The 11,402-nt window shown below is 70.3% G+C and carries 6 protein-coding genes; 4 read left to right on the top strand and 2 right to left on the bottom strand.

Features of this window, described 5'->3' with window-relative positions:
* The first annotated feature begins 3 nt into the window (after window positions 1–3).
* Window positions 4–1,272 (top strand): ABC transporter substrate-binding protein, encoded by a 1,269-nt coding sequence (locus F8178_RS03055; protein ID WP_317493082.1) that lies wholly within the window; start codon window positions 4–6, stop codon window positions 1,270–1,272.
* 40 nt (window positions 1,273–1,312) lie between these two features.
* On the opposite strand, the gene F8178_RS03050 is transcribed toward F8178_RS03055, so the two are convergent.
* Window positions 1,313–2,743 (bottom strand): pyridoxal-dependent decarboxylase, encoded by a 1,431-nt coding sequence (locus tag F8178_RS03050; protein ID WP_317493477.1) that lies wholly within the window; start codon window positions 2,741–2,743, stop codon window positions 1,313–1,315.
* A gap of 344 nt (window positions 2,744–3,087) precedes the next feature.
* Here F8178_RS03050 and F8178_RS03045 point away from each other — a divergent pair, with 344 nt between their 5' ends.
* The 3 genes from F8178_RS03045 to F8178_RS03035 all read left to right on the top strand — a co-directional run bounded on the left by F8178_RS03045 (window position 3,088) and on the right by F8178_RS03035 (window position 8,158).
* Window positions 3,088–4,932, top strand: coding sequence for a hypothetical protein (locus F8178_RS03045; RefSeq protein ID WP_317493081.1), 1,845 nt, complete (start codon window positions 3,088–3,090; stop codon window positions 4,930–4,932).
* Between the two features lie 135 nt (window positions 4,933–5,067).
* Entirely contained in the window at window positions 5,068–7,077 is a 2,010-nt protein-coding gene (locus F8178_RS03040; RefSeq protein ID WP_317493080.1) for an alkaline phosphatase, read from the top strand.
* 73 nt (window positions 7,078–7,150) lie between these two features.
* The gene (locus tag F8178_RS03035) at window positions 7,151–8,158 is read left to right on the top strand and encodes a kelch repeat-containing protein (protein WP_317493079.1); all 1,008 of its coding nucleotides are present in this window, start codon (window positions 7,151–7,153) and stop codon (window positions 8,156–8,158) included.
* Window positions 8,159–8,263: 105 nt separating this feature from the next.
* Here the strand turns inward: F8178_RS03035 and F8178_RS03030 are convergent, their stop codons facing one another.
* Window positions 8,264–11,326 carry a patatin-like protein gene (locus tag F8178_RS03030; RefSeq protein WP_317493078.1) on the bottom strand — a complete coding sequence of 1,021 codons (3,063 nt, stop codon included), beginning with the start codon at window positions 11,324–11,326 and terminating at the stop codon, window positions 8,264–8,266.
* Window positions 11,327–11,402 lie beyond the last annotated feature (76 nt).

Raw genomic sequence — 11,402 nt, 5'->3', positions numbered from 1 at the left:
ATCATGAGAAGACGGAAAGCAGCTCTGGTGGCGAGCTTCGCCGCCGTGGCGCTCGTCGCCTCGGCCTGCGGGTTCCGCGACGGTGACGCCGAGATCGACGTCGGCGTCACCGAGGATCCCTGCCCCAACACCCCGAATGAAGACAACGGGTGCATCTACCTCGGTACCATCTCTGACTTGAGCGAAGGCCCGTTCGCCGCACTTGCGCAGCCGATCACCGAGGCGCAGGAGGCGTTCTGGGCCCGGGTCAACGAGGACGGCGGCATCGGTGGCTACGACATCGACGTGACCAGTTTCGTGCGCGACAACCAGTACAACCCGGAGATCCACAACCAGGTCTACCGGGACATCCGCGACGACGTCCTGGCGCTCGCCCAGACCCTCGGCTCGCCGCAGACCGCGGCGATCCTGCCCGATATGGAGGGCAACGACGTCATCGGCGCCCCGGCGTCGTGGTCCTCGGAATGGTTGTTCGAGGACGTCATCCTGCAGGCGGGTACCAACTACTGCCTCGAGGCGATGAACTCCGTGGATTACGCCGTCGACGAGCTCGGCGCCGAATCGGTGGTCGCGGTCCACTACGCGGGCGACTACGGGGACGATGCGGCAGGTGGCGCCGAGATCGCCGCCGAGGAGCGCGGTCTCGACTTCCGCGCCGTGGAAACCCCACCCGGCACCGACAACCAGGGTGACGCCATCCAGGCAGTCCTCTCCGAGGATCCGGATATGGTCATGCTGACCACCGCACCCGCCGACGCCGCCGTCGTGGTCGGCCAGACGGCCGCGCGCGGCTTCGAGGGCACGTTCATCGGGTCCAGCCCCACCTGGAACCCCGCGCTGCTGGACAGCCCGGCCGCCGATGCGTTCGAGGCGCAGTACCTGCATGCGGCTCCGTGGGCTAGTTGGGATGCCGACACGCCAGGGCACGAGGCGATGCGCGCGGAGCTCGAAGGCGTGACGCCCAACGAGGGCTACACTGCGGGCTGGACGTGGTCGTACGCGATGCGGGAGGCCATCGAGCAGGCCGTGGAGGCCGGCGACCTGACCCGCGAAGGGCTCAGAGAGGCAGCGGGCTCGCTGGAGTCGGTGGACTACGAGGGCATCCTGCCAGATGAGGCGGGCAACTACGCGGGCGAACCCGATGACGCGGTCTTCAGGGAGAGCCTGCTCAACGAAGTCGACACCGACGCACCCACGGGCCTGACCCTGCTCGAGGACTTCTTCGCCGGGCCTACGGCCGAGCAGCACGAGATGACCGAGCCCTGCTTCTGAGCGGAAAGTAAGACGGGACGTCAGGGGTAGGGCCGCTGTCCTACCCCTGACGCATGTCCCGGTACTCTGCCGCGATGCGATGCCAGGCGTGGTGTACGTGCTCGCTGCGCGTGGCGGGCGCTCCGATCGCGGCCCGCAGCACCATGCGTCCCGCCACGCGCGTGTGGCTCAGGTACAGCACTCCCGAGTCGTTGAGCCGGTCGAGCAACGCCCCGGTCGCCCTGTCGGCTTGCTCGGCCGTGTATCCCGGCCATAGTGGACGAAAACACACGAGGCCCAGCCTCGGATCCTCATCGGCGGCGAAGTTCCCGTCCGCGCGGGCGAGCTCGGCGAACTCCGCCGCGAGCGCCACCCCCGTCCTGATGTGCTCGCGCAGCCCCTCTGCCCCGTACCAGCCGAGCACCGCCCAGAGTTTCAGGGCGCGGAACCTCCTGCCGAGCGGCACCTGCCAGTCCCGGTAGTCGATCACTTCCCCGGATTCGGTCGCCGCGTTGCGCAGGTACTCCGGCAGGATCGACAGCGCGTCGACCAGCGGTTGCCGGTCGGCCACCCACAGCACGCTGCAGTCGAAGTTCGTCAGCAGCCACTTGTGCGGGTCGGTGACGTACGAATCGGCGTACTCGACACCGTCGTTGATCCACCTCAGCTCTTCGCACACTGCGGCGACCCCGGCGTAGGCGGCGTCGACATGCAACCATGCCCGATACTCGCGGCACACCTGCCCGATCGCGCGCACGGGGTCGATCGCCGCCGTGGAGGTGGTGCCGATGGTGGCGCAGACCAGCACTGGGACCCGTCCGGCCGCGTGGTCGGCGGCCAGCAGCGTGCCGAGGTGCTCGGGGCACATGGCCAGCGTGCGCGGGTCCTGCTCGACCACGCGGACGTTGCCGGGAGGCACCCCCGCGATTCTGGCGGCCTTGGCCACCGACGAGTGGGTCTGCTCGGACACGTACAGCGTGCCGGTTGCGCGGTTGCCACGCTCGCCGAACGCCCGGTGCAGGGCAGCGACCAGGGCCACCAGTACCGCGCTCGACGCCGAATCCTGGATCACTCCGCCGCCGCGCGCGTCCGTTCGCCACTGATCCGGTAACCCGAGCAGCCCCGCCAGCCAGTCCACCACCACGGTTTCCAGTTCGGTGCAGGCCGGGCTGGTCTCCCACAGCATGCCCTGCACGCCGAGCCCGGCCGAGAGCAGGTCACCGAGGACGGCGGGGCCGCTGGCGTTGGCCGGGAAGTACGCGAGGAAACGCGGGTGTTGCCAGTGGGTGATGCCGGGCATCACCGAGCGGTCGAGCTCGCCGAGCAGCTGCTCGAACGGCCGCCCCTGCTCCGGGGGCTCGTCGGGGAAGGCGGCCCGTACCTCGCCGGGGCCTACCGTGGCACGCACCGGGTGCCGCTCGATGCCCGCCAGGTAGTCGGCGATCCAATCCACGACCCGCTTGCCGTGCTCCCGGAACTCCTCAGGGGACATGTGCCCGGCCAATCGTCACCTCCCGAGCGTCACGGTCGACCGGCGCGCCGGTACTCGCGACCCGAGCGACCCGGCCCACCCGGAGCAGCCTACCGGCGCCGTGGCGACACATGTGCCGTTCGACGGTGCTACCGGCCGCTGCGCTGCGAGTGGCGCCTCGCCCCCGGTGATGCGACGCTGGAGCTCCGGCGCGAGCGGGGACGCGGTGGGCACGCCCTGACGAGCCGCCCCGGACCTTTCTGTTACCGGTAGTAACTGTTACTATGAGTCGCCATATTGGGATCGACACCCGGTTGACCGGTTCCGACCAGGGATGACGGGTACACGTGCGGAAGGATGCGTCGATGCAGCTGGCCCACTCCGCCCCGGCAGGGGGCGCCGCGCTCGACCAGGTACTGATCGCGTTCGGCATCTTCGTGCTGATCGTCGTCCCCTTGGTGTGGCTCGGCATGGCCGAACGCCGGGGTAAGCGCACGCTACTCGGCAAGCTCGCCGACTGGGCCGCCCGGCGCACGGGGCTGCCACGCTGGACGGCGCTGCCGATGGGCACGGCGCTGCTGTCCGGGGTGGCGGCGCTGGTCGGCGTCTACTGGGATGTCCCCTCCCACATCATCTTCGGCAGGGACGAGGGGCCGCTGGACAATCCCTCCCACTACCCCATCTACCTCGGCCTGATCGGTATCTTCCTCACCGGCGTCATGAGCGCGGCACTGGCCAGGGACCCGCTGCCCGCGCGCACGCTCCGGCTCCCCGGCGACTGGCGGGTGCCGATGGGCGCCGTGCTGATCACCGCGACAGGGGTCGTGGCGGTCAGCGGCTTCCCTCTCGACGACATCTGGCACCGGCTCTTCGGACAGGACGTCACGCTCTGGGGACCGACCCACGTGCTGATGGTGGGCGGCGGCATATGCGTCATCCTCGGCCTCCAGCTGCTGCTGGCCGAGTCCCGTCAGGTCGGCAGCAATGGCCGCTTCGTGCGCGTGCTCTCGCCGGTGCTTGCCGGTGCCTGGCTGATGGGCGTATCGGCGTTCCTGATGGAGTTCGACCTCGGGGTGCCGCAGTTCCCGCTGGCCAGCCAGGTCGTGCTGGTGGGGCTGGCCTCCGCGTGGGCATTGATCTACGCCCGGATGCAGTTCGGCCCCGGGGCCACCCTCATCGTGCTGGCGGTCTTCTTCGCCTCGCGGGCGCTCTACGCGGTGGTGCCCGCCACGCTGGACATGCCCACCTCACCGTTCCTGCCCTACCTCGCGCAGGCGCTCGTGGTGGAGCTCGTCGCACTGGCCATGGCACGCAAGGAGTTGGGCTACCGCTTCGCGCTGCTCGCCGGGCTGGCCTGCGGAATAGCGGGCATGCCTGCCGAATGGGGCTTCTCGCAGCTGGTCATGCCCTACCCGTGGCCCACCGCGATGATGCCCACGTTCCTCGTCCTCGGCACCGCGGCCGCAGTCGGTGGGGCGGCGATCGCTGCCTGGCAGCACCAGCGTGTCGAGGCCATCGCCCACCGCGATCCACGGCAACCGGCCACAACGGGCCCCGCGGGCAGGCGGTTCGCGACCAAGCACGCCACAGGGCTCGGCGGGGCGCTGCTGGTCACCGCGCTGCTGGCGGTGACCGTCCCGCCGCAGGCCCCCGAAGAAGGAACGACCGCGGAGTTCGAGCTCACCGAGACCTCCGAGGCGAAGGAGGTGGCCTACCCGCAGGAGGACGCCGAGCCGCGCTGGGTGCACGCCACCGTCTCGCTTGATCCCGCCGATGCCACCGGGGACGCGATCTGGTTCCGGTTCCTGTCCTGGCAGGGTGGCGACTTCCACGACGCCTCCCTGGAACGCGTCGGCGACGGCGTCTACCGAACGACCGAGCCGTTACCCGTCTACGGCGAGTGGAAGACGGGACTGCGGCTGCACACCCCACTGCGGACGATGGCGATCGCCCCGCTGTACGCCCCGGAGGACCCGGAGGCCGAGGCGGCGGAAATCCCCGCTGTCTCCGGGGAACGCGAGTTCATCAGCGAGATCTCGTTCCTCCAGCGGGAGCGCAAGGAGGACACCCCCGCGGTGCTGTGGACCGTGGGCTACATCTCCGTCGGGTTGATCTTCGCGGCCGCCTGGGCGCTGTTCGCGTGGTGCTATGTCACCGCGGCGGCGGGCAGCGGCAGGCGCACCCGCAGCACGGCAGCCGACCGGGGTTAACTTCCCGGGTAGCCGCTGTCGACTCGGCGAACTGTTCACCCCCGTGTCATCCACCCTCCAGGCGCGCGTCGATCGATCACCACATGCGCATCCCACGGTGTTCAGCGGACCCCGCAACACCACGGAAGGGACGGCATGTCGCACGGCAACGAGCACGGATCCGATCAGCAGCCAGGCGGGCAGGACAGCGGTGAGCAGGCGGAGTCGTGGCGCGGGTTCTCCCGGCGTTCACTGTTCCGCGCAGGCACCGGCGGCGTGGCGGCCGCCGCGTTCGTCGGGCTCGGCTCCGGGAACGCCGCCGCGAGCCCCCGCAGGCAGGGCGCGGCCACCTCGCCACGGCCTCGGGTGCCGCGGGGTCCGCTGGCGGCGCGGCAGCCGCACGCGGCGACCGGCCGCCCGCCCGGCGGCCCGGTACGGGGCAGGCCGGTGCCCGACATCCGGATCCTGCCCATCGACAGGGCGACAGTGCTGGCGGGTGCCCGGTTCGACCTCCGCGTGGAGGTCACCGGCGTCGACCCCCGGACCACCCGGATCGACATCACCGTGCACGGACCAGACGGTCCGGAACCGGTACTGGACGGCGAACCCGAACGCACCAGCTCGGCCACCGACAGCCTCGAGGTCACCTATCGCGGGCTGGGATACCCAGGCTCTGGCGAGTACACGGTGCGGGCCACCGCGCGTTCCCGAGGCAGGACCAGCCGTGCCAGCGTGACACACCAGGTGGTGCGGGTTCCCGCGGGCAAGCGCCCGGCCAAGAACATCATCTTCTTCCTCGGCGACGGCATGGGATCGCCTGCGATCACCGCGGCACGCATCCTGTCGCGAGGCATCACCGAAGGCAAGTACCACGGGCTGCTGGAGATGGACCGGATGGAGTACCGGGGGTTCGTCGGCACCTCCGGCGCCGATTCGATCGCGACCGATTCGGCGAACTCCATGTCGGCCTACATGTGCGGGCACAAGTCCTCGGTCAACGCCATGGGCGTCTACGAGAGCAACGCCGATGACCCCGACGGTCACCCTCGCGTGGAGAACGTCGCCGAACTGCTCAAGCGCACCAGGGGGATGTCGATCGGTGTGGTGGCCACTTCGGAGATCCAGGACGCCACCCCCGCGGCCGTGTTCGCCCACGCCCGCAGGCGGTCCGAGTACCTCGACATCACCGACCAGGCGCTCGAACCGGAGCGGATGCCGGACGTGTGGATGGGCGGGGGCCGCGCCTACCTCCTGCCCCGCGACGCCGAAGGGTCCGAACGGGACGACGATCGCGATGTGATCGAGGAGTTCCGTCAGGCGGGATTCGCCCACGTCAGCAACCGCGCAGAGTTGCGGCGGGTGACCTCGGCAGGGCCGCCCGACAAACTGCTCGGGCTGTTCCACGACGGCGACATGGACGTGTACCTGGACCGCGAGCACGCCAAGGACCCCGACCGGCTCGGCGACTGGACCGACCAGCCGACGCTGATGGAGATGACCGAAGCCGCGCTCGAAGTGGTCTCCCGCAACGACAACGGTTTCTTCCTGATGATCGAAGCGGCCTCGATCGACAAAATGGAGCATCCGCTCGACGGGCCGAGGGCGGTGTACGACACGATCGAGTTCGACAAGGCCATCGGGCTGGCGAAACGGTGGGCCGAGGATAGGGACGACACGCTGATCGTGGTCACCGCCGACCACAACCACTCGATGAGCATCGTGGGCACCCATGACCGGCGCGAGGCCGACGGCAGGGCGGGCAACGGTGTCTACGCCGCAGCCGGCTTCCCGACCTACGCCGACTCCGACGGCGACGGGTTCCCGGACGACCCCGATCCCGATGTGTCGCTGTTCTACGGGTGGTCCAACCACCCTGACCACACCGACGGATTCCGGCACCAGCCGGTGTTCCGGGAACCATCGCTGCTCGACGAGGACACCGGCAACGCCGTCGACAACCCCGAGAGGGACCCCGATGCCGAGCTGCAAACCGGCAACCTGCCGCTCACGCAGACGAACTGCGTGCACACCGTGGAGGATGTGCCGATCTTCGCCTCCGGGCCAGGAGCCGCCCGGTTCAACGCGTTCCTGGACAACACCGAGGTGTTCCTCGCCATGATGCATGCGCTGGGCCTCGACCCGCTCACCGAGAACACCGGGCCTTAACGCCCGGCGGACGGCACGCCACCACCCGAGTGAATGTTCACGGTCCACTTCCGGTGTCGGCCATCATGGGGTGATGGCAGCCAAGCGGCGTCCCGGAACCGGTGTGCGTGTGCTGCGCGCCGTGCTGGTGACCATCCTCGCGATCGCGGTGATCGTGGCGGTGGCGGTGGTCGCGCTGGTGGTCACCAATCCGGCACCGGAAGCCGAGCCGCCCTGGCAACGTGCCGCCGACCTGCCCGAGCAGCGGGGGGAGGTCGCCTCGGCGGTAGCGGGGGGCGAGCTGTTCATCATCGGAGGGCTCGCAGGTGTCGGGCGCACCTCGCAGGCGGTGCACGCCTACGACCCGGACGAGGACGGCTGGCGGCAAGCGCCCGACCTGCCCGAAGCGCGCCACCACGCCGCGGCCGCCGAGCTCGACGGCACGATCTACGTGACGGGGGGAGCCGAGTCGATCACCGACTGGACGCCGCGGGCGGAGGTCTGGACGCTCGAACCCGGCGCGCAACGATGGGAGTCCGTCGCGCCGATGCCCGAAGGCAGGCAGGGGCACGCCATGGTGGCGCTCGACGACCGACTGCACGTTGTCGGCGGTGAGGGGCCGACGACGGAAGTGCTCACCTTCACGCCCGGGGAGGGGTGGGAGCGCGGCGCACCGCTCGGCGACAACCGCGACCACCTCCGTGCCGTCGCCCGCGACGGTGAGGTGTGGGCGCTGGGTGGCAGGACCAGCGGCCTGCTCGACTGGGTCGATGTCTACGAACCCGACACCGGCACCTGGCGGGCGGGGCCGAGCCTGCCGGAGCCGATGAGCGCAATGGCGGTGGGAACGCTCGGCGACGCGATCCACGTCGTCGACGGGGAGGACCCGAGCCTGGTCACCGGAGGCATCATCGATCGGCATCTCGTGCTCCCACCCGACGAGGAAGAGTGGGAGGAAGCCCTGGATTCCGTGCTCGCCGTCCACGGCGCGGGTTACGGCGTGATCGACGACGAGCTGATCATCGCGGGTGGTGCGAGCAGGCAGGGAGCGCTGTCGCTGTTGTCATGGACCGAGGTCACCCAGCGATACGCGCCCGAATGACTCAGCTGCCTGTCGCCCGGACGATCGCACGGCGGGGGTGAGCCGAAGGACTCCTCGGGTACCGGATATGTACCGAAGGAGTCCTTCGGCTCACCCCCCACCCGGTCAGCGGCGCTGCGCGCGCGCCACCCACACCCCTGCCAACACGATGGCGACCGCGACGGCCACCTTGAGGACGAGCGTCCACGCCGAGCCGCGCCAGCCGTGGGCCGCGATGTCCCAAGCGAGATAACCTGCGAGAGCCGCAAGCGCGATCGCCGCCAGCGTGAGGAAGCGCCAGCCGAGGGCGCGCCGTCCCGTGTCGGTGCCGCTGTCGAACAGCGCGGCAGCGGTGAAAGCGATCGAGATCAGCGCCACCCCTGCCAGCGTGAGCCCCAGCGGGATACCCGGCACGACGAGGGTGACCGCCAGCAGCAGGCCACCAGCCACCAGGGCCATGTCCACCACCCGGGTGCCGAAGCTGCTCCCCGTCGTCAGGAACCGCACCAACGTCCACACCGCCAGCGCGTAACCGCGGAACCCGGCGAGCACGGTGGCCACGGGCTTGGGCCGGGTGGGCGAGCCGACCACGTTGGTTGCTACCGCCGCGGCGCGCGCCGCGGTCCGCGCGAAGGTGTCGGCACCCACCTCGTCGCCGATCCGCTGCGACCCGATCCGCTGCTTGGCGAGCTCCCAGAGCTCCCAGAGCTCCCCTGCGGGGATCCCGCCGGGACCCGCCGTGGCCGCGGCGGCGTCGTAGCAGGTCAGCCAGGCCGTACTGGATTCGGGGACATCGGCTTCCGCGCGGATCGCGACGGCCAGCGCGTGCAGCTCCTCACGCAGGATTCGAGTCTGGATACGCTCGGCGATCCGCACGGCGCAGCACGGCAACGCACGCGGGGTACCGGATACCGTGCCGAGCGCGGCGAGCTCCCGCTCGCATTCCGCCGCCTCTGCTTGCCAGCGCCCGTCGAGCCAATCGCGATCGGGGTTGCCCTGTCCCTCTTGGCCGACCGCCAACCTGCGGATGTCCGCGAGTGCGGGCCCGGCATCGCCGAGTTGCCGGATGCGTTCCGGCGACAGCAGCAGCCGGACCATGTGATGCACCGCGTCCAGCCTGCCGTGGATCCAGTCGTTCACCCGCCAGGTTCCCCGGTAGAAAGCGCCGAAGTGATGCGCCTGGGTGCCGGTCACGCAGTCGCCGTGCTCGGCGGCGACCTGCGCGAGCTCCACCTCCTGGTCCACATCGGCCATCGCGTCACCGACGGCCGCCTGCGCCACGTGGAGCCGGAGCAGGCGCCGGAGCACCTCGCCTGCCGATCCCGAGCCCTCCAGCACGTACCGGGCGAGCGAGTTCAGGTGCTCCCGCTCGACGCCGTCCGGGTCGACGGTGTCATTGCCGCGCTCGCACACCCGCATGATCGCGGTGGCACAGCCGTACAGGTGATCCGCCAGGTGTTGTGCCTGGTCGTACAGCTGCCGCCGGCGATCTCGGGTGCTGATCACCTGCCCGACGTGCTCGGCTACATCGGTGTCGGCACCGTCGAGCAGCCGGTCGAGCCAGCCGTGGAGCTGGTCCTGGTTGGTTGCCGTCGTGTCGCGGCGACCGATGCGCTCCGGGATCCGCGCGATACCATAACGGGAGTCGCCGCGTGGCGCGGTGAGCCAGTACTCGCGCAGCGTCGCGGCCTCGGCTCGGATCCGCCGCAGCGTCGCGTGGATCGAACGGCGGCAATCCACGATCACCCGTTTCGGTTCGCTTCCCGGATCGGCGAGCCAGACGGCGCGCTTGAGCACATCGATCACCATCTCGCCCAGCCGGTACACGGTGGACTGTCCCCACGGCCACTCCTCCCCGGTGCGCCGTAGCGCCTCATCCAGGGTCGCGTCCCGGGGGACGAACCACAGGTCGTGCTCGCGCAACGCGTCGACCAGCTCACCTTCGGTCCAGCCACCCGACGAACCGTCCTGACCACGCGCGAGGTACCGCGCGATGGTGCGAACCGCGTGATCGGTGCGCACCTGGCGGTAGCCCTGCCAGGTGCGGTCGGCGAAACCGTCTCCCCCCGGAGTCGCGAGGGCAGCGGCCAGCGACGCCCGTGCCCGCCGCCGTGCCGCGACCGCCGAGTTGCGTTCCGCGATCTCGCCGAGCTCGGCACTGACGGAGTCGGTGTCGCGCATGCGGGTGACGACGTCCAGCAGCACGCTCCTGGCGTCCGGGACCCCGGTGCTCCCACCATCGCGGTGGTCATCGTAGGCGGGCGCCTCGGCCGGGTTCGGCACCACGTACGCCAGCAACCGCCGCACCTGGACATCGGCAGGCTGCCGGTAGATCGCGTCGAGCGCGGGGCGCAACGGCCTGTTCAGCAGCACGCCGCCATCGACGACGAACTGGGATCGGCGGAAGTCGGCCCGCCCGGCATCGGAAGCGTAGCGGTTGTCCACACCGCTCTCCTCCGGGTGGACCGACACCCACCGGGGTTCGAAAGCGCCGGGAAACGACGAGGTACACCGCGCCGCCGCGGCGAGCTGCTCCACCACCCCGGGGTCGGTGAGGTCACCGCAGGCGGGAGCTCCCTCCGGGGCCGCGGGCAGCTCGGTCGTACTGAAACGGAACGTGGCGTCGTGGTCCACCTCGCTCAGGCTGGTACCCAGGTCGTCGGTGAACGTGGAACTCCGGCCGTGCCACAGGGTTCCGGTCAGGATCAGCTCGAGCGGCGCGGCCGCGTGCTCGGCATCCTGCCCAGCTCCGTGCAAGGCCACCGGCGTGCCGTTCGCAGCCAGGTCACGGAGTCCTCCGGTGATCACATCGGTGAAGTAGTCACCCCGCATCAGCGAGCGGGCCCCACGCTGCATCGGGTCCCGCAGCAGGTCGTCCAGGCCACCACGATCCCGCCACAGCTCCCGCAGCCGTTCGAGTTTGCGGCCTTTCGCGAGCGCCAGCGCGAGGAACGCCCCGTTGAGGCCACCGGCCGAGGTTCCCGCCACTACGTCGATCGTGGCGGTCGCGCGCAGCAGGTCCAGGATCTCCCGGTACTCCACCGCAGGGGACGGCTCGGCGCGTGCCTGTGCCAAGTGTGACAGCTCGATGGTCACCCCGCTGGTCCACACGGCCAGGCTCACCCCACCACTCATCACCACCGCGATCCGGATGTCCTGGGTGTCGAACTCGCAGAGCTGCCGGTCCATCGTCGCCCCTTCCGCCTGGTGCCATTCCCGGCGCGCGCCGGGCCAGCCTACCGGGTACCGGCGGTGCGGTGATCCC

The organism is Haloechinothrix sp. LS1_15 (genome assembly GCF_033042135.1).
Taxonomy (GTDB): domain Bacteria; phylum Actinomycetota; class Actinomycetes; order Mycobacteriales; family Pseudonocardiaceae; genus Haloechinothrix.
The sequence above is the reverse complement of the archived record's forward strand: the minus strand, read 5'-3'. Positions and strand labels throughout refer to the sequence as shown.

Bases quoted from the DNA above. Each gene is read 5' to 3' on its own strand.
- F8178_RS03035 (WP_317493079.1), top strand. From the start codon at position 7,151: ATGGCAGCCAAGCGGCGTCCCGGAACCGGTGTGCGTGTGCTGCGCGCC.
- F8178_RS03055 (WP_317493082.1), top strand. From the start codon at position 4: ATGAGAAGACGGAAAGCAGCTCTGGTGGCGAGCTTCGCCGCCGTGGCG.
- F8178_RS03045 (WP_317493081.1), top strand. From the start codon at position 3,088: ATGCAGCTGGCCCACTCCGCCCCGGCAGGGGGCGCCGCGCTCGACCAG.
- F8178_RS03050 (WP_317493477.1), bottom strand. From the start codon at position 2,743: ATGTCCCCTGAGGAGTTCCGGGAGCACGGCAAGCGGGTCGTGGATTGG.
- F8178_RS03040 (WP_317493080.1), top strand. From the start codon at position 5,068: ATGTCGCACGGCAACGAGCACGGATCCGATCAGCAGCCAGGCGGGCAG.
- F8178_RS03030 (WP_317493078.1), bottom strand. From the start codon at position 11,326: ATGGACCGGCAGCTCTGCGAGTTCGACACCCAGGACATCCGGATCGCG.